14 protein-coding genes are annotated in these 18,531 nt (G+C 59.9%); 7 read left to right on the plus strand and 7 right to left on the minus strand.

The window, feature by feature from the left end; translation table 11 throughout:
* The first annotated feature begins 291 nt into the window (after positions 1 to 291).
* Positions 292 to 2,148 (plus strand): cation:proton antiporter, encoded by a 1,857-nt coding sequence (locus V5735_RS24545; RefSeq protein ID WP_423747362.1) that lies wholly within the window; start codon positions 292 to 294, stop codon positions 2,146 to 2,148.
* A gap of 201 nt (positions 2,149 to 2,349) precedes the next feature.
* On the opposite strand, the gene V5735_RS24550 is transcribed toward V5735_RS24545, so the two are convergent.
* From V5735_RS24550 to V5735_RS24575, 6 genes are all read right to left on the minus strand, one after another.
* The gene (locus tag V5735_RS24550) at positions 2,350 to 2,556 is read right to left on the minus strand and encodes a hypothetical protein (protein WP_423747363.1); all 207 of its coding nucleotides are present in this window, start codon (positions 2,554 to 2,556) and stop codon (positions 2,350 to 2,352) included.
* Positions 2,553 to 3,659, minus strand: coding sequence for an ABC transporter ATP-binding protein (locus V5735_RS24555; RefSeq protein WP_423747364.1), 1,107 nt, complete (start codon positions 3,657 to 3,659; stop codon positions 2,553 to 2,555). Before V5735_RS24555 ends, V5735_RS24550 begins: the two co-directional genes overlap by 4 nt.
* Complete coding sequence (locus V5735_RS24560) at positions 3,652 to 4,695, minus strand: ABC transporter ATP-binding protein (protein WP_423747365.1); 1,044 nt, start codon at positions 4,693 to 4,695, stop codon at positions 3,652 to 3,654. The genes V5735_RS24555 and V5735_RS24560 overlap by 8 nt, the downstream gene beginning before the upstream one ends.
* Positions 4,692 to 5,702 carry an ABC transporter permease gene (locus tag V5735_RS24565; RefSeq protein ID WP_423747366.1) on the minus strand — a complete coding sequence of 337 codons (1,011 nt, stop codon included), beginning with the start codon at positions 5,700 to 5,702 and terminating at the stop codon, positions 4,692 to 4,694. The genes V5735_RS24560 and V5735_RS24565 overlap by 4 nt, the downstream gene beginning before the upstream one ends.
* A gap of 1 nt (position 5,703) precedes the next feature.
* Positions 5,704 to 6,666, minus strand: coding sequence for an ABC transporter permease (locus V5735_RS24570; RefSeq protein WP_423747586.1), 963 nt, complete (start codon positions 6,664 to 6,666; stop codon positions 5,704 to 5,706).
* Between the two features lie 86 nt (positions 6,667 to 6,752).
* Positions 6,753 to 8,483 (minus strand): ABC transporter substrate-binding protein, encoded by a 1,731-nt coding sequence (locus V5735_RS24575; protein ID WP_423747367.1) that lies wholly within the window; start codon positions 8,481 to 8,483, stop codon positions 6,753 to 6,755.
* 166 nt (positions 8,484 to 8,649) lie between these two features.
* Here V5735_RS24575 and V5735_RS24580 point away from each other — a divergent pair, with 166 nt between their 5' ends.
* The 6 genes from V5735_RS24580 (at position 8,650) to V5735_RS24605 (ending at position 16,435) form a co-directional block, all read left to right on the plus strand.
* Positions 8,650 to 9,918, plus strand: coding sequence for an amidohydrolase (locus V5735_RS24580; protein ID WP_423747368.1), 1,269 nt, complete (start codon positions 8,650 to 8,652; stop codon positions 9,916 to 9,918).
* 158 nt (positions 9,919 to 10,076) lie between these two features.
* Positions 10,077 to 11,324 (plus strand): M20 family metallo-hydrolase, encoded by a 1,248-nt coding sequence (locus V5735_RS24585; protein WP_423747369.1) that lies wholly within the window; start codon positions 10,077 to 10,079, stop codon positions 11,322 to 11,324.
* A gap of 333 nt (positions 11,325 to 11,657) precedes the next feature.
* Positions 11,658 to 12,476 carry an IclR family transcriptional regulator gene (locus tag V5735_RS24590; RefSeq protein WP_423747370.1) on the plus strand — a complete coding sequence of 273 codons (819 nt, stop codon included), beginning with the start codon at positions 11,658 to 11,660 and terminating at the stop codon, positions 12,474 to 12,476.
* Positions 12,477 to 13,221: 745 nt separating this feature from the next.
* Entirely contained in the window at positions 13,222 to 14,193 is a 972-nt protein-coding gene (locus tag V5735_RS24595) for a M48 family metallopeptidase (protein ID WP_423747371.1), read from the plus strand.
* A 186-nt stretch (positions 14,194 to 14,379) separates the two neighbouring features.
* Positions 14,380 to 15,720, plus strand: coding sequence for a M28 family peptidase (locus V5735_RS24600; RefSeq protein WP_423747372.1), 1,341 nt, complete (start codon positions 14,380 to 14,382; stop codon positions 15,718 to 15,720).
* 379 nt (positions 15,721 to 16,099) lie between these two features.
* Positions 16,100 to 16,435 carry a hypothetical protein gene (locus V5735_RS24605; protein ID WP_423747373.1) on the plus strand — a complete coding sequence of 112 codons (336 nt, stop codon included), beginning with the start codon at positions 16,100 to 16,102 and terminating at the stop codon, positions 16,433 to 16,435.
* A gap of 491 nt (positions 16,436 to 16,926) precedes the next feature.
* On the opposite strand, the gene V5735_RS24610 is transcribed toward V5735_RS24605, so the two are convergent.
* Positions 16,927 to 18,141: a cytochrome P450 gene (locus tag V5735_RS24610; RefSeq protein ID WP_423747374.1), complete on the minus strand. Its 1,215-nt coding sequence runs from the start codon at positions 18,139 to 18,141 to the stop codon at positions 16,927 to 16,929.
* Positions 18,142 to 18,531 lie beyond the last annotated feature (390 nt).

An 18,531-nucleotide genomic window follows, 5' to 3' on the forward strand; every position in this document is an offset into this window, starting at 1 on the left:
GTAAATTAACGTGGATAGCGAAAGTGGCCAGAGCTTCTCCGGTGCGACTACACACCTTCTCGAAGCCACTATCGATATCTACATTCTAAAATCGCTCATGCTTACCGAACGACCATTCAGTACCATGCCCAATTAGAACCGGATTACTATGATGCTCTTATCGGAGACAACACCTGTCGTCAAGGCGGTACTCTCGAACAGCAACGATGTCCACTTCTTGACTGGAAATGCCATCATCGATTCGCGTTTCGCATTGTGTATCCAAGCATCACCGAGAGGGAGGTACTGACCGTGGCCTCGGAACTATTGCTGGTAGCGGCGCTCGTGATCGGCCTCGGTGTCGCCTCGAAGTTAATCGGTGATCGCTACAGCATCCCCAGCGTGGTATTTCTACTCGGTGCCGGTATTCTCTTTGGCCCTGAAGGGTTCGGACTGATAGATCCCCAACTGTTCGGCGGTTCGCTCTCGACACTCGTTTCCCTCTCCGTAGCGATAATCGTCTTTGAAGGAGCGTTCAACCTCGACGTCGATACGTTACGGCAAGCCCCCGCATCGACGCTTCGACTCGTGACTATCGGCTCCGCAATCACGCTCGTAGGGCTCGGCGTTGCAATACACATCTTCCTCGGCCTGCAGTGGAGTCTTTCGCTCGTTATTTCGGCCCTGCTTGTAGCAACTGGTCCGACGGTAATTACACCGATTCTCGACCAAGTGGACGTGCGGGAGAACGTTCGCGCAATTCTCGAAATCGAAGGTATCGTCAACGATGTCGTCGCGGCTGTTCTCGCGGCCGTACTGTTCGAGGTTGTGGCGCTTGGACACGGTTTCCCGCTAGTTGGAGGATCGGTTCAGCAGTCCGTCCTCACCGAGTTCCTCTCGCGAATCGGACTCGGTGTCATCGTCGGCACCGCCATAGCAGCGTTGTCAGCGTACGTGCTGCGCTATTTGAGTGAATCCCCACAACACTCCCGTATTACGGCATTGGCGACGGCTCTGCTATCATTCGCCATCGCTGACAGCCTCGCCTCGGAAGCAGGCATCGTGTCGGTCGCCGTTGCTGGAATCCTCCTTGGAAACGCAAACATCCCGTACCACGAGGCTGTTTCCGAGTTTAAAGACGACATCACAGTCGTCGTATTGGGGGTGGTCTACCTGTTGCTCGCTGCGCTGCTCACGATTGAGGATCTATTCGCGCTTGGCATCGGAGGATTAGCCGTGGTTCTCGTCACAGCGTACATCGTGCGCCCGCTCGGGGTCTGGCTCGCCACGCGGCGGGCATCGTTCACACCCAACGAACGGTTGTTCATCTCTTTCGTCGGGCCCCGTGGAATCGTCCCAGCATCCGTAGCAACGCTATTCTCGCTCGAGCTGGCAGCTGAGGGCGTTCCAAACGCGAGCAGTGTCGTCAGTGTTGTGTTCCTCGTCATCCTCGTGACTGTCGTCGTCCAAGCGGGGAGTGCTCGATTTCTTGCCGAACGTCTCGATATCATTCCAATGAAAATACTCATCATCGGTGGCGGCCGTACCGGCCGCACGTTAGCAGACAGACTCGAACAGCGCGGCGAAAACCCCGTCATTGTCGAACGCGATGATGCAACGGTTGCGGAGCTTCGGCGAGATGGCTACTCGGTAGTCCACGGCAACGGAACGAAAGCCGCCATCCTCAAGGAGGCGGGCATCGAGAACGCAACGAAAGTCGCTGCGACAACAGGTAGCGACGACCAGAACATCTTGACGTGCCAAACCGCCCGAACCCGGTTTGGGGTCGACGATCTCGTTGCACAGGTGAACGATCCCGAAAACCGTGACGCCTTCGAGGATCTCGGAGTTCGGACGGTTTCGCCGATTCTAGCGACGGCGTACACGATGGACAACATGATGATACGACCCGGGATGTTCCCGTGGCTGTCCGAGTTCGCCGACGACAGGGACGTCTCCGATGTGACTGTGAGCGATCAAGCGGCGATTGGAACTACCATCGCAGAGCTCGATCTACCCGAGGGATGTATTGTCGGACTGCTCAAGAAAAACGGAGAGCGACTCGTTCCGATGCCGGATACTACCCTCGAACGTGGTGATGTGGTAACCCTCCTTGGCCGAGTAGATGCGATTGATGAGGCTCGATCCCACCTCACTGAAGTCATATGATCGAGGGATTTTGTGTTGCAAACATAGCAAATACCACACTCGGAGCAGAATACCGAACTCGCGAACTTCCGTGAGAAACGAGTTCCGAGCCAGCGTTCGACGACGGGAACTATGCAGTGCCACTCGGACGGGATTTTCATCGTGTAAGTAGTAGCGCGACGATTTCCCCTGACCCGAACGGCCGTTCGGGTCTGTTTCCGGTCACTTCGCGTCGCGGCGGAACCGGAACGGTGACCAGTCGTCGTCCGCGAAGAGCGCCCGACTCACGACGAGCCACGTCGGGATGGCGAGCACGACGATGGCGATGAAACGAAGCCCGGCATCGAGTGGCGTGAGCAAGGCGCTGTAGAACCACACGATGGCGAACGTGACGGCGAGCCGAATCAACGGCTTCAGCGCGACGTTCATCCGTTATCCGACCGGCCGCCGTCCGCGACCGGTTCGTCGGCGTGGTCGAAACCTTCGATACTGAATCGCTCGTCCACGACCGCTTCCTCGGCGACGAATCCCGTTCCGTACTCGAACTCGTCGACGTGGATGCAGGCCGCTTCGTGGCCGTCGTTCGCCCCGGAGATCGCCTCCAGCGGCGGGTCAGTCGCCATGCACTCCTCGGTAGCGTTCGGACAGCGGGAGTGGAACGAACAGCCACTCGGGGGGTCGAGCGGCGAGGGGACCTCTCCCTCCAGTGCGGTTCGCGTGCGGGCGAGGGCCGGATCCGGTTCCGGAATCGCGCGAAGGAGCGATTTCGTGTACGGGTGTTGCGGACTCTCGAAGAGGTCCGCTCCGTCCGCCACCTCCACGATTTTGCCGAGGTACATGACCGCCACGCGGTCACAGAAGTGGCGGATGACGCTCAGGTCGTGGGCGATGAACAGGATGGTCAAGTCCAACTCGTCTTGGAGGTCCATCAGCAAGTTGAGTATCTGGGCCTGGATGGAGACGTCGAGCGCCGAAACGGGTTCGTCGGCGACGATGAACTCCGGGTCGACCGCGAGCGCGCGGGCGATACCGACGCGCTGGCGCTGACCGCCCGAGAACTCGTGCGGATACCGATTGGAGAACTGTGGCGGGAGACCGACCGTTTCCATCAGTTCGTCTACGCGCTCGTCGCGCTCGCCCTCGTACAGTCCGTGGATCTCCATCGGCTGTTTGAGGAGCTGCGAGATGGTCTTTCGACGGTTGAGACTCGACGCCGGGTCCTGAAACACCATCTGAATTCGCTTTCGCATCGCCTTCATTTCGCCCGCGGACAGCTCGGTGAGGTCGGTTCCGTCGTAGCGAACCGTCCCCGCCGTCGGCTCGTCGAGGCGCAGGAGCGACCGCGCCGTCGTGGACTTTCCGCTTCCGGATTCGCCGACGAGACCGAGCGTCTCGCCGCGTTCGATTTCGAAATCGACGCCATCGACGGCCTTGATGCGCTCCTCTGCGCCCATCAGGCGGTCGATAAGTCCGTCGTTCTGGACGAAGTGCTTGCGCAGGCCGCTCACTTCCACCAGCGGGGCGTCAGTCATCGATCACCCCTCCATCGGTGGCGGCCTCGGTACGTGGAGCGGTTCCCGTCTCTTTCGATATCGGGCCGTATCCGCGGGCGTGGATGCAGGCGGCCTCGCGGTTCGGTTCGACCGACCGCAGTTCCGGGTCGTACTCGCGACACGCGTCCGTCGCGTGCGGACATCGCGGATGGAACGAACACCCGGACGGCAGGGCGGCGAGGTTCGGCACGTCGCCCTTGACGGGGACCAGTCGGTCCATCTCTCCCCGCAGCGTCGGCAGCGAACGCATCAGCCCGCGCGTGTAGGGGTGACGCGGGTTCTCGAAGAGGTCGTCCACGTCCGCGCGCTCGACGATTCGACCGCCGTACGCGACCGCAACCCGGTCGCACGTCCCGGCGACGACGCCGAGGTCGTGCGTGATGAGGATGATGCTCATCCCGTACTTCTCCTGGAGGTCGTCGAGCACCTCGAATATCTGTGCCTCGATGGTCACGTCGAGCGCCGTCGTCGGTTCGTCCGCGATGAGTATGTCCGGTTCGCAGGAGATGGCCATCGCGAGCAGCGCGCGCTGGCGCATCCCGCCGGAGAACTGGTGCGGATAGCTGTCGACGCGAGCCTCCGGTTCCGGGATGCCCACGTCCGTCATGAGCGAGATGGTCCGCTCGTGTGCTTCTTGCTTCGAGACGTCCTGATGCCGCAGAATGACGCGACGGATCTGTTCGCCGATGGTGAACACCGGGTTCAAACTCGTCATCGGGTCCTGGAACATCATTGATATCTCGTTGCCGCGTATCGCGCGCATCTCCGCTTCGCTCTTCTCCAACAGGTCGTCGCCGTTGTAGCGGACGCTTCCGTTCTCGATGCGGCCGGGGTCGTCGATGAGTCGCATCACGGAGAGCGCGGTGACGCTCTTTCCGGACCCGCTCTCGCCGACGATGCCGAGGGTTTCGCCCTCGTGGAGGTCGAACGAGGAGCCGTCGACGGCTTTCACCGTTCCCTCGTCCGTGTAGAACCGAGTGACGAGGTTGCGAACCGATAGTATCGGGTCGCTCATTCTCTCGTCTCCTCCGTGTATCGCGGGTCGAGTGCGTCGCGGAGTCCGTCACCGAGCAGGTTGAAGCCGAGGATGGTGAGCACGATGACCGCACCCGGGAACACCGAGTACCACCACTCGCCGCTGTAGAGGTAGCCGCGGGCGTTCGACAGCATCAACCCGAGACTCGCCTTCGGGGGTTGGATACCGAGGCCGAGGAACGACAGCGCGGCGCTCGCCAGCACGGCCGTTCCCATGTACAGCGTGCCCTGGACGACGACGGTGGGCAGCGTGTTCACCGCGATGTCCTTCACGAGGATGTGTCGGTCGCTCGCCCCGAGCGCCTTGGCGGCGTCGATGTAATCCTCTTCCATCTCCTTGAGCACGGAGCCGCGCATGACGCGGGCGAAACTCGGAATGTAGACGACGCCGATGACGATGATTATCTTCAGCAGATTCGGGAGCACGAACGACCCGTACTCCGTCTCCCCGACGCCCAACACGCCCAGCACCGCGATGGCGAGGATGAGGCTCGGGAACGAGAAGAGGATATCCATGAACCGCATGATTATCTCGTCGATCCACGAGTTCCGGTAGTACCCGGCTATCGCACCCGCGCTCACGCCGATGAGCATGGCGAAGAAGACGACGCCGAGCGACACCGTCATCAGGGTACGCAAACCGTAGAGGATGCGCGACAGGATGTCGCGGCCGTGATGGTCCGTCCCGAGGTACGCGGTCATCGTTCCGACCGCGTCGCCGTTGTCGTTTTCGACGATCATCGTGGTACCCATCGGCATCGGGTTGTGCTCGCCCTCGGGGGCCTCGAACTGTACGGTCGGGTCGTGCGGGGCGACGTAGGGAGCGAACAACGCGAGGAGAACCATCGTGCCGATTATCGCACCGCCGATCATCGACAGCTTGTTGCGCCGAAACTCCTTCCAGAACATCTGGAACTGCGAGTGGTGCGTTCCGGGGGCCGACCCAGCGTCGAGCGTGTCCGTCTCTGCGTGGTCTTTCGTTGCCATATCAGTTCCTCCCGTCGTATCGGATTCGGGGGTCGAGGTAGGCGTACAGTACGTCGACCGCGAGGTTCGCGAAGACGAACACCATCGAGATGAACAGGATGAGCGCCTGGATGACGCGGTAATCCCGCCGGTCGATGGCGAGTATCAGGAGCTTTCCGACGCCCGGCAGATTGAACACGGTCTCCGTCAGAATCGCCCCGTTCATCAGCTGTCCGAGACCGACGCCGATGACGGTGACGACCGGGATGAGCGCGTTCTTGGAGGCGTCTTTCAGTATCACTTCGCGGCCGCTGATTCCCATTGCCTTCGCGGTTTTGATGTAGTCTTGGTTGAGCGTATCGAGCATCTCGGAGCGCATCATCCGCGCGATGAGCGCGGAGTAGGCCGTCCCGAGCGTGATAACGGGCAGTATCAACTGCTGAAGGTTCGCTACCGGGTCGACCCACGGCGGCGTCCACCCGCCCGTCGCCCACGGGAAGGAAAACTGGACCGCGAACACCATGATGAGGATGATCCCCAGCCAGAAATCGGGGATGGAGATGCCGGTCAACGCGGCGATGCGCGCCGCGTGGTCCTCGATTCGGTCCTGGCGAACGGCGCTGATGATGCCGGTCGGAATGGCGATGAGTATCGCCATTATCATGCTGAGTATCGACAGTTCGACCGTCAGCGGCAGTCGTTCCACGATGAGGTCCGTCACCGGCGCTCCCTGTTGGACGGTCCAGGACGTTCCGAAGTCTCCCTGTACGGCATCGACCATCCACAACCCGTACTGGACGTACACCGGTTTATCCAGTCCCATATCGTGTCGAATCTGGTTGACGAGCTTTTCGTTTTGGAGCGGCCCGAGCATCACGCGAACGGGGCCGCCCGGCGCGAGGTGAACCAGCGCGAACACCACGACGCTGACGCCGAGCAGGACTGGTATCGTCAGCAGCAGGCGTTTTGCGACGTAGCGTCCCATGCTCATCGCCCGATCACCTCCGTGGCAGTTCTATGTGGATTCATTCATTCACTTCCTCTGAATCGGATATCATGGTTGGTGTGCGTTTACTCGCCGACCTCGATGTTCCGGTACTCGTCGACGAACGTGCCGATGTCGTAGTTGCTGACCGAGTTGCGCCACGCTTCGAGCTTGTTCACGTACGCGATGTCGATCTGAATCGCGTGCTCGACGAGGTACTCCTGGAGCCGGTAGACGATCTCTTTCTGCGTTTCTTTGTCCGTCGCGGCCTGCGCCTCGCGCAGCTGTGCGACGTACCACTCGTGTCCGTTCGAGTAGTCGCCTTTGGCGTCCGCTGGCGGTTCGGGTCCGCTCGGAGCGTAGATGTCCATCAGGTCGTCCGACGGGTGGTGCCAGTTGTTGTGGTTGTGGTTGTTGTCCGCGTAGCCGGACTCCAGCCAGGACGTCACGACCGGAATCGACTGGCCCCAGTCTTCCATGGCGGCGTGCCACTTGTTCGTGCCGTAGACTTGGTCGAACAGGGTCGACTTGTCCACGGCGGTGACGCTCACGTCGATGCCGATGTTGGACAACTGCTCCTGGATGACGATCGCTTCGTCCTTGAACCACGAGCCCTTGGTGGCGATGATGTCCAACTCGAATCCGTCGGCGTTTCCGGCCTTCTCGAGTTCCGTGCGGGCCTTCTTCGGGTCGTAGAGCTCCATCTTCTTGAGCTTCGGCGACGTCCACTCGCTGTCGGGGTACCACGGCCCCTTCTGGACGACGCCCTGTCCGTGGAAGATTTCGTCCAGAATCTCGTCGCCGTCGATGCCGTACAGCACCGCGCGTCGGTTGTGGACGTTGCTCATCGGGTTGCCCTCCGCTTCCATGAGGTTCACGTAGAGCACCTGCGTGAGGTTGCCGGGAACCGACTCCGCCGTGATGTCGGGCTGGCCTTTCAGCCCCGAGAAGTCCTTCGGCGGAACCTTGTCCGTGAGGTCTATCGTGCCCGAGCGAAGGTTGGCGAGGCGCGTGGAGTTCTCTCCGATGAAGTTGAACTTGACCTCGTCGACCGACGGGATGCCGTCCTTCCAGTAGTTCTCGTTTTTCTTCAACAGGACGTGACTCCCGCTCTTCCACTCGACGAACTCGTACGGTCCAGTGCCCGCACCGCCCGGGTCGTTCGTGAGATTCGTCGAGAGACCGCTCGGACCCTTTCCGTCTTTGGTCTCGCCGCGCGACCCCTTCGGGACGATTCCTTCGAGACTCCGGGTGAGCCACCAGTTGAGCGTGCCGAACGATTTCGACGTGTTCAGCCTGAGCGTCCGGTCGCCGACGATTTCGCTGCTCTCCACGAACGGCATCCGGCTCTTGACCGGAGAGTTGTTATCGGGGTTCAGAATCCAATCGACGGAGTACTTGAAGTCCTCGATGGTCACGTCGTCACCGTTGTGGAACGTGACACCGTCGCGGAGCGTGTACTCGAACGCTTTCCCGCCGTTCTTCGGTTCCGGGACTTCCGTCACGAGGCCGGGCTTCAACTTCTCGTCGGGGGTCAGTTCGATGACCTCGTCGAAGATGAGGCCACCGACGGTGCTCGTGGCGGTGTCCGTCCAGAGCGCGGGGTCGAAGTTCCACACTTCCGCGGAGATGGCGACGTTCAACCGGGTCTTCTTGCCGTTGCCGCCACCGCCACCACCGCCACCACCGTCGCCGTCACCGCCGTCGTCGTCCGTCTTTCCGGAACATCCCGCTAGCGCCGTTCCAGCCAGTACGCCAGCGACGCCGACGAACTGCCGTCTGTTCAGATTGTATTCGATTATGTCGTCTTCTTCCATATCTACTCTTACCTGCTTCGAAACACACCTTTTGGTGTGGTCTACCTTAGCACATGGAGATATATTATATAACTGTTTTGTTGACGGCGACACTCGTGTTCCGGTACTTTCTGTTACGATTACCTGTTCCCATAGTAGTTTAATAGTCCACCTTTGTTGTAGGGCCATGGCAGACGCCAGACCGCTCACCCTACGAGAGCTACGCAGAGACTTACACGCGAATCCCGAATCGGGGTGGAAGGAGTTTCGCACGACAGCGCTCATCGCACACGAACTCGACGACCGCGACTACACCCTTCACCTCGGCGCGGACGCCGTTGACGAGGACGCTCGACTCGGCGTCCCGGACGAAGCCGACATCGCAAACGCGGTCGCTCGTGCCCGCGAGAAGGGTGCGCCGGAGTCGTACCTCGAACGGATGGACGACATCACCGGACTTGTCGCCGAAAAGACGTACGGAGACGGGACGGGACCGACCGTCGGCGTCCGGGTCGATATGGACGCGCTCGAACGCAGCGAGGCCACCGACGACGACCACCGCCCCGCACGGGACGGGTTCGGGAGCACGCACCCGAACGAGATGCACGCGTGCGGCCACGACGGCCACACCGCCATCGGCCTCGGTATCGCGCGTGAATTCGACGAGAACGGCGGTTTCGACGGGACGTTGAAGCTGTTCTTCCAACCCGCGGAGGAAGGAGGCCGGGGCGGGAAACCGATGAGCGAGACGGACCACCTCGCCGACGTCGAGTACTTCCTCGCGCTTCACCTCGGACTCGGTAACGAGACGGGAATGGTCGTCGCGGCGTACGAACACCCGCTGTCGAACGCGAAACTCGACGTGACGTTCGAGGGAGCCCCGAGTCACGCGGGGAACGCGCCGAACGAGGGACGAAACGCGTTACAGGCCGCGACGACGGCGATTCAGAACCTCTACGCCATCCCTCGCCACTCCGACGGCGCGACCCGAATCAACGTCGGGAAGGTCCACTCGCCGAATCCGCAGAACATCGTCGCCGAGGAGGTCCAGATGCGCGTCGAGGTTCGCGGCGGGTCCGCGGAGTTGAACGACTACATGCTCGAAAAAGCGCGCCGCGTCGTCGAGCACGCGGCCGGAATGCACGACGTAGAACTGCAAACCGGTCTCTACGGGAAGACGACGACGTTCACGGCCGACGATGTGATGGTCGACGCCGTTGCCGACGCTGCGGCCGACCTCGATGCCGTCTCAACCGTCGTCGACCGCGCCGATATGGGCGGGAGCGAGGACGCGTCGTACCTCATCCGCCGCGTGCAGGAGAACGGCGGTGAAGCGACCTATATCGGTATCGGCGCGAGCAACCCGTACGGCCACCACACGGCGCGGTTCGACATCGACGAGGACTCACTCGACATCGGGGTCGATGTCGTCGCTCGAACCGTTCGCACGCTCTAGTCGCGGCACTTAGATGCTCGATTTGCCGTCGATTGCGGGTTCAGAGCAGCTGTACCGTTAGCGAGGGGGTCACCGAGTCTCGATGGAAACCGACCGCTCGCGCTGTTTTTCCACCGATGCACTGCGTTTATTACCCCCCATTTCGATTGAGCGGAGGTATGCAGGTTGACCAGGAACGCCTTCGTCGCGACATCGAACGTAACGGCCAGTTCGGCGCCATCGACGTCGACGAAGGACACGGCAGGACAGTACTCACGGGAAGCGACGCGGACCGACGCGCGCGGGAATACTTCGTTTCGCGGCTCACGGACGCCGGACTCTCGGTGTCCGTCGACGCGGTTGGAAACATCGTCGGCCGGTGGACGCCGGAGGGGGCAAACCCCGACGCCGCACCCGTCGCGGCCGGGAGCCACCTCGATTCCGTTCCCGAGGGCGGCATCTTCGACGGGCCGCTCGGCGTCTACGCGGCGCTCGAAGCCGTCAGGACGCTGCAGGCTTCGGACGCGGACCTCAAGCGGCCGGTCGAGGTCGTCTCGTTCACCGAGGAAGAGGGTGCGCGGTTCTCGTTGGGGTTGCTCGGGTCGTCCGTCGCAACCGGCGTTCGGACGCCCGGGGAGGCGCTGTCGCTCACTGACAAGGAGGGACGCACGCTCGAGACGCATCTGCAGAACGTCGGTTTCGCGGGCGACGACGAAATTCGCGCGAGCGATTGGTCAGCGTGGGCGGAACTACACGTGGAACAGGGAACCACGTTAGAATCGGCGGAAACGCAAGTCGGCGTCGTGGACGCCATCACCGGCATCACGAACTGCAGGGTCGAGGTCGTCGGTGAGGCGGACCACGCAGGTGCGACGCCCATGTACCAACGGTCCGACGCGTTCACGACCGCGAGCGAGTTCGTGGTCGACTTTCGTCGCGCCGCGGAAGACGTGGTCACCTCGATCAGTCCGACGGCTGTCGGAACGGTGGGGCGGTGCGACGTCACGCCGAACGCTCGCAACATCGTACCCGGACACGTCGAACTCCACATGGACATCCGCGACGTCGAGTACGAGTCGATGAACGTGCTCGCGGACCGCGCCCGTCAGTCGCTCTCGCGCCTCGAACGCGATGCGCCGGTTCGAACCGAATTCGACCGGTACCGCGACCAGCAACCCAGTCGGATGGCCGACCGATGTGTCGAAGCGGCGGTGGGTGCAGCAGAGGCGTGTGATATCATCCCGCAGAAGATGCACTCCGCTGCAATGCACGATACTGCAAACGTCTCGTCCGTGACCGACACCGTGCTCCTGTTCGCCCCCTCTCGGAACGGCCTGTCGCACAACCCGCTCGAATGGACCGACTGGGACGATTGCGCCGCAGCGACCGACGTGCTTGCGACGACGCTCGCGCGGTTGGCTAGCTAATACTCGCGCAAACGAACGTCGTATCCGACGACGGGTGCCACATCGGACGGCTGTAAATGGTTGCAATCGGTGTCGAGACGGGACGAACCGGGTCGTTTCACCAGGTGGCTCCCTAATTCAATCGTTCGCGTTCGAGACCGGTACGCCGACCGGCCCCGCGGCGGCGCTGAAGGTCGCGCTCCTTTCATCACGGGTCGTCCCCAGAGTTCGGTATCGCCGCTCGATAATGGGATGACCGAACGACCAAGTGCTAGTGAACACGCCACGTACGGCCCTTGTCGACAAATTGCAAGATATACAAACAATTATAACGGTCGTTTGCACAGGAGGAGTATGAGCAAGCTACCGAATCAGGGGTCGCCGTCGCGGACGTTGAGTACCGTCGTGACGGCGGTGAACGTGATACGGGCTCTGGAGGAGTTAGGCAACGCGACCGTCGACGATCTCGTGGACCACCTCGACGTCTCCAAGACCACGATGTACAACCATCTTGCAACACTTCGACAAACGGGTCTCGTCGTCAAGAACGGCAACGCGTACGAACTCAGTCTCCAGTTCCTGCTCCTCGGTGAGTTCGTCCGCAACCAGCACATTCTCTACGAAGCGGGGAAGAAAGAAATCGAGAAGTTGGCCAAACAGACCAACGAGTACGCCCACCTCTCGACCGAGCAACACGGTCTTCGAATCAGCTTGTTCAAAGTACGGGGAGAGAAGGCAGTCGGAGATAAGTACCAGACGTCGAAGTTACAGAAGCCTGACTATCTACACTCCTCGGCAACGGGAAAGGCGATACTGTCGCAACTCCCGCCGGAGAGAACCGCGGAGATAATCGACTTTCACGGGCTACCGGGCAAGACGGGGAACACCATCACCGACCGGGACGAACTCCGTGAGGAACTCGCCGAGACGCGCGAGCGAGGCTACTCCTACAACGACGAGGAGGAAGTCGAGGGACTGCGGGCGGTCGGTGCGCCGATAAAGGACCGCGACGGGAGCGTCCTCGGGGCGTTGAGCGTCTCCGCACCGACGAGTCGGATGAAAGGAACGCAGTTCCAGGAGACGATTCCGGAGATGGTCACGAGCACCGCCAACGTCATCGAGGTGAACATCAACATGGCGGATCGGAGTTCTGACACGCCGAATTTGGGATAATTCCCGTAGCAGGTCGGACGAGTCGACACCGGGACTCGCTCGGCGTGCGTTTCTGTTTCCGTATCGATGTCGACGAACCAGCTACTGTTCGGTCTACAGCCACCGAATCGCCTCCTCGACCCGTCCAGTCGTCGGACGCGAGTTTTCACGAAACATTCCATTACAACACTATATTTGTAATATTCTGGCCGCTTCGTGCGGTGATTCCGCGTGCCGTCCGTTTTACCGGTCGTCCCCGTTGCGACTTCCCAATTCGACGCCCACTAGCGTCGATTCAACAATTGCGTATGTCGTTATCGAACCACCGATATTGGATTATATGCACAATTCTGCCCCATCAAGGTGATCCAACATCAACCATCTATATTTTAAATACAAGAACTATTTTGGTATGAAACCAGTAAGATTACTATTTTTCAATCATATTATGTTAATTATCGCAAATAAATTCTTAATTACAGTGGTTTCGCAATATTACGCAGATGAGTCGATGTTTTGAGGACGCATTTCGAAGATAACAGGATAGTGTATGGCATCTATTGGACTCACCCAGTACAAACAATTCTATACCGGAAGAATTTCACCGCCCTTAATAGTGTACAAATTTCACAATATTAAGTCAGTGTTGACCGATCACTCCGGAAGCGTTCGGTACCCGCTTACGCCACCGCTGGTCGCCCGTCCAAGACGGTACACGTGCGTATTTTCCGACAACCGTTTTGCGTGTGCAACACCTATAGAAGCTATGTCAGTCTCATCTCGTCGGCCGCGAGGACTCGCGATTCTGGTTGGAGTGTGGCTGCTCGTTCTCGCTGGCGTCACCGTCCTCTTCGGCTCTCGGATGGTCGGTGTGCTCCTCTCCAGTACGTCTCTCCCGTCAGTGCTGCTCTTTGCGGGAGGGAGTGCGCTCGTTTTCGGCTACGTGAGCTATCGGATGAGCACCAAGCGTCTCCTCGTGGGTCTGAATACGACTCCGCTTTCGGACGTCCATGCTCCGAACATTCACGCGAGCATCGAGCGGCTGACTCGCAGGATGAGTATCGACCGACCGGAGGTCTACATCGCGCGGCTCGGCCAGCCCAACGCGTTCGCGCTCGGGAGTCGGACGCTCGTGATCGATTACTCGCTCGTCCGGTTGCTGACGCCCGCGGAACTCGAAGGGGTCCTCGCTCACGAGCTCGCCCATCTCGAAGGCTACGATAGCCTCCTGCAGACGCTGGCCATGAGTCTCCTGCGAATGGTAGCGAGCCTCGCTCTCGTGGTGGTTCTCCCGCTCGTGATGGTTACCTCGTTGGCTTGCTGGGGACTTTCGCTAATCATGGGTCGGCCGGTGCGAGGCCCCGACAGCGTTGGAAGTGGCGTGCGACGTGGACTAACGGGGTTAGTGGTGGGTTTGCTCGTCGCTCCGACGGTCGTACTCCAAGCCTACTCCCGCCGCCGCGAATACGCAGCGGACCGGCGAGCCGTGTCGGTCCTCGATGAGCCGCTGTCGTTCGCTCGTGCGCTCGAAAAGATTCAGCGCGCGAACGAGCCGGGAGGGGGACTGTTCTCCTGGTTCTTCCCGGTTCGTGACCGTCGCACGGAACTGACGCCGCTGGAACGAGCGTTCGCGAGTCACCCGCCGACTGACGAACGCGTGCGCCGCGTTCGTGAGGCCGCGAAGGCCGCCGAGACGAGTCAGGAGGCAGGTCAGTGGCACCGCGTCGAAATCAACTGATTCCATCGGGCCATCGTCCTGCTCTCCGCCCGTCCTCTCTCGTCCTCCCCCGTCTTCCCCCCGCTCCCGCCTAGTCGGGAGTCCGCCGTCGGTCGGAGTGCGGTCGCGTACAGCTGGGGTCGATCGGCCACAACGCTATTTTCCGAGATACATACGTTTTTGGACTATCACCACACGACTGGAGTCATGACTCGCCTCACAGACGCCATCGTCGGAGACGCCTACCAGAGCGATTTCTCGTGGCAGGTTCTCGAAGATCTCGTCGACCTAGAAACGCGGATGGCCGGACAGAAAGAGGAGAAAGCGGGAGCGAAAATACTCGAAGACTATTTCGAAGAGATAGGATTGCGGGACGTCCACCTCGACGAATTCGACATCGACGGCTGGTGGCGAGGGTCCTCTTCTATCGAGACCGCGGGCAGCCAGGACCGGCGATACGAGAAGGACTATCAGGTCATCGCGCTCCCGGGGACGCCCGCCGGAACCGTCGAAGGCGAATTGGTCGACGTGGGGTACGGTCGTCCGGAGGACTTCGAGGCGGTCGACTGCGAGGGCAAAATTCTGATAGCCTCCAGCGATACGCCGGACGATTACGGCCGCTGGATTCACCGGATGGAAAAGTACGTCAGCGCCGCGAACGCCGGTGCGGTCGGCTTCGTCTTCAGGAATCACATCGCTGGCTGTCTCCCTCCGACGGGTGAGGTCGGCTACGATAACCGGCCCGGTCCGATTCCGGCGGTGGGCGTTTCGAAGGAACTCGGCGAGCGTCTCGTCCGTCACGCCGAGGACGACGACCTCTCGGTGACGGTCGATGTCGACTGTCGAAACGAACCTTCGACGTCCGTCAACGTCGGCGGCGATATCGGACCCGACACCGACGAGATGGTTCTGTTGACGGCGCACGTGGACACGCACGACATCGCCGAGGGCGCGAACGACAACGGTGCAGGAAGCGTGCTGGCAACCGAAGTCGGTCGCCTGCTCGCGCAAATAGCGGACGAACTCGAAACGCGCGTTCGCGTACTCGTATTCGGGTCGGAAGAAATCGGCCTCAAAGGAGCGTATCACGCCATGGAGACGTACGACCTCGACGACGTGAAATGCATCGTCAACATCGACGGTGCTGGCCGAGACCGAACCCTCTCGATAAACGCGAACGAGTTCGACGAGATTCTCGACGCCTTCGAAGAAGTGACGGACGAACGCTCGATTCCGCTCGTCTCCAGCAACACCGTCTCTCCGCACGGAGACCAGTGGGCGTTCGTACAGGAGGGCGTCCCGGGCGCGATGGTCTCCTCGACGAACCCCGACAAGAGCGGTCGCGGGTGGGGGCACACGCACGCCGATACGCTCGATAAAATCGATATTCGGGACCTTCGAGAGCACGCCGTCACCATCACGAACGCCGTCTGCGCACTGAGCGAGACCGACCGCGACGTGCCGAGTCGCTCCCGCGAAGACACACGCGACCTGATCGACCCCGGGTACGAGCAGGAACTCAAACTCGGCGGCCGCTGGTCGTATTGAGTTCCGGTTTCTGATTCGGAGTGGGTCAGAGAAATAGGTACAATAGGTACCTCATGTGGCTGTTCTCGTGTTCGCTTCACTATCGGTTGTTCGTCGGACTCGGAGAGCAGTACGTATTAGTGCACTTTGTCACCCATCCGTTTGGAGTCCCAACAATGGTCGTCCATCTGACTGTCTTATTTTCGAACAGTTGCACAAAGCATTTACCGAGGGGCACGAAGGACCAAGTGTGGCGCGGTTGCCTCTGACACCCTGAATGGGTCGCCCACCGTGGGTCTGGCGCCATCACTCCCGACCCGCCCCCCTGCCCCGCCACACCCTCCTCCCTGCTCGCACGCGTGCCATGGTGTGCCTCTGAGCAGGGAAATTTGCTTCAGACATGAACCGAACGAAGCTAGCACCGGTTTTCGTTACGTACTCCGTCATCGGTGGTGGAGTGACGGTCATCCCACTCGCCTACCTCTATGGTCGTGCCATCGTTCTTCTCTTGATCGCGTCTCTGTTCGTCGTGTCGCTCCTCCACGCTCGCGCCGGAACCGGGCCGACGATGACGATGGAAGGAGGCGGTGGAGAAAGCGACTACACCGAATTAGATGCCTCTCAATCGATAGTCAGCACGTCGTATTCCATCCCGGGCAGCGGCCGGGCAGCGCTGACGTTCTACTTGATAGGGCTTATCCTGTGGAGTCTCGGTACAGTCCCGTTCGTCATCTAACGTCGAAGCAGGTATCCACATCCCATCCTCGACTAGGCTATTGCCAATACAAGATAAACCGGATGCTCCCGCCGCGTCAGACGGAACATCGTGTCGAGTAGAACGCTTTCGAGCGGTGAGCACCGAACGGTCCCGCAGACTTTTCCGGCACCACGGATAGTGTCTATTACTACCATGGGACTCGTGAGCAAGCTCAAACGGTTCGTTACCACGAAGAGTGATGCACGGTTCGAATGCCAGATGTGTGGTGAACCCTTCGACACCGCGATAGGAGTTTGCCCCGAATGCGGTGGACAAGTCACGGAACGGGAGTGACTGGGACGAGTGAATCGATAGCGGACGACGGGTGGAACTGCCGTCTGCGGGTAGTTGACGGCCGTTATCTCACCGTGCGCCGAACCACCGGTGGGATAAGTGATGTGTGTCGGTTTGGAGTGTCGAAGCTATGAGACAAACTGGCAAATGCCGGTTGACCCGACGAATCGAGGCGCTCAGTACCCCGTTTCAAGACGGCAGGGGAAGGATTTGGCGCCGTAAAGGAACGTCTGAGGGGACAAATCGGAGAGGTCGGGTTTGATAACTTCAAACCGATCCAAAAGTTTCTCGAGAGCGATGTCCGCTTCCAATCGAGCTAGTTGCGCACCCAAACAGAAGTGAATGCCACCGCCGAACGCGATGTGTGGATTCGGAGACCGTTCGGGTCGGAATTCCTCCGGCGAATCGAACCGAGCGGGGTCCCGGTTCGCCGATCCGATCCTCGCTAAAACCAACTCACCCGCATCGATTCGTCGCCCGCCCAGTTCGACCGGTTTCGTCGTCACGCGTCGGACGGTCTGGGCCGGTGACCGGTACCGAAGGACCTCTTCTATCACTTTCTTCCGACTGACTGCTCCCGTCCGAACCGCGTCGAACAAGTCGTTCTCTTCGAAGCACCAAAGGGCGTTCGTAATGAGATTGACCGTCGTAACGTTGCCAGCGATGAGCAGTGTCAAGCAAAAGCTGATCTTCTCCTCGTGGGTCAGTTCATCGTTCATCGCGGCGAGCGTGATCAGATCGTCACCGGTTCCAGTGGCACGTTCGGAGATCTGATTCGAGAAGTACTCCCTCATTTCACGTTGCACGCGTGCACGGCGTCGCTTGTTGGATTCGATGGCTTTCTCGTCGCCCGTCAAAGATAGCTCGGTAGCCGCTTTCGACCACGTGAGGAACTGATCGTAATCGTCGCGCGGGAGACCGAGCAGGTCCGCAATAATCGTCACGGGATACGGGTGTGAGAATTTGTCGATGATGTCGACGTTCGCCCCCGATTCGATATCGTCCAACAAGTCATCGGCGATTTGCTCGAATCGCGCCCGGTGTTCCGCTATCGACCCGGGCTGAAATCGACTGTTAGCGAAATTCCGGAGACGCCCATGGGCTGGCGGGTCGGCCCGAATCATGGATGGCGCTCTATCCGTATCGAAGTCTCGATCGACCAGATGAATGTCCGTACTGGCGACATCGGAGGCGTACGTTTCATGGTCGCTCACGATCTGCTTGACGTCTTCATATTTGAACACGTCCCATCGTCCACGCTGGTCGTCGTATCTCACGGGGTGTTCCCGCCGCATCTCGGCATACCAATCGAACGGGTTGAGTTGTGCTTGTTCGCTGGCCAGTGCTTCTGGGGGGGTACGAAAGGCGACACCTTGGTTCGATGAGACCATAATTTAACGACCGTTTAGTAAATCATAGGTCTTTTGTCTACCGATCGTAAGCGAATACCCGAATAATAGCGTCCAATGGCCCACACAAGAGTCAGTTCGAGTCGCACACCGCCCGTTAGCGGCCTTTAATCACGTGTTTTTCACACAAACACACATTATAAATAATTATAATTAAGTCCGGTTGTTTTCGAATATTGCATTTTTATAGCCACATACGTACGATATCACCGAAATCAGCCTGTTCTAACGAACGTTAACAGAAGCGAGCGCCGTTCCAGCCGTAGACGGGATCGACCAGTGGAGTTCGACCAGGGTCGGACAAAGGAATTATACTTACTGAACGGATAGTAACCGATGTGACAGAACCGGTGTCTCGGACAGAGCGTCCGA

Origin of the sequence: Haladaptatus sp. SPP-AMP-3 (genome assembly GCF_049568665.1) — an archaeon.
GTDB classification, from domain to species: domain Archaea; phylum Halobacteriota; class Halobacteria; order Halobacteriales; family Haladaptataceae; genus Haladaptatus; species Haladaptatus paucihalophilus.

What these genes read in the sequence shown, in the direction of transcription:
- V5735_RS24570 (WP_423747586.1), bottom strand. Translation starts at nt 6,666, where the DNA reads ATGGGACGCTACGTCGCAAAACGCCTGCTGCTGACGATACCAGTCCTG.
- V5735_RS24555 (WP_423747364.1), bottom strand. Translation starts at nt 3,659, where the DNA reads ATGACTGACGCCCCGCTGGTGGAAGTGAGCGGCCTGCGCAAGCACTTC.
- V5735_RS24550 (WP_423747363.1), bottom strand. Translation starts at nt 2,556, where the DNA reads ATGAACGTCGCGCTGAAGCCGTTGATTCGGCTCGCCGTCACGTTCGCC.
- V5735_RS24595 (WP_423747371.1), top strand. Translation starts at nt 13,222, where the DNA reads ATGTCAGTCTCATCTCGTCGGCCGCGAGGACTCGCGATTCTGGTTGGA.
- V5735_RS24565 (WP_423747366.1), bottom strand. Translation starts at nt 5,702, where the DNA reads ATGGCAACGAAAGACCACGCAGAGACGGACACGCTCGACGCTGGGTCG.
- V5735_RS24580 (WP_423747368.1), top strand. Translation starts at nt 8,650, where the DNA reads ATGGCAGACGCCAGACCGCTCACCCTACGAGAGCTACGCAGAGACTTA.
- V5735_RS24610 (WP_423747374.1), bottom strand. Translation starts at nt 18,141, where the DNA reads ATGGTCTCATCGAACCAAGGTGTCGCCTTTCGTACCCCCCCAGAAGCA.
- V5735_RS24560 (WP_423747365.1), bottom strand. Translation starts at nt 4,695, where the DNA reads ATGAGCGACCCGATACTATCGGTTCGCAACCTCGTCACTCGGTTCTAC.
- V5735_RS24585 (WP_423747369.1), top strand. Translation starts at nt 10,077, where the DNA reads ATGCAGGTTGACCAGGAACGCCTTCGTCGCGACATCGAACGTAACGGC.
- V5735_RS24600 (WP_423747372.1), top strand. Translation starts at nt 14,380, where the DNA reads ATGACTCGCCTCACAGACGCCATCGTCGGAGACGCCTACCAGAGCGAT.
- V5735_RS24590 (WP_423747370.1), top strand. Translation starts at nt 11,658, where the DNA reads ATGAGCAAGCTACCGAATCAGGGGTCGCCGTCGCGGACGTTGAGTACC.
- V5735_RS24605 (WP_423747373.1), top strand. Translation starts at nt 16,100, where the DNA reads ATGAACCGAACGAAGCTAGCACCGGTTTTCGTTACGTACTCCGTCATC.
- V5735_RS24575 (WP_423747367.1), bottom strand. Translation starts at nt 8,483, where the DNA reads ATGGAAGAAGACGACATAATCGAATACAATCTGAACAGACGGCAGTTC.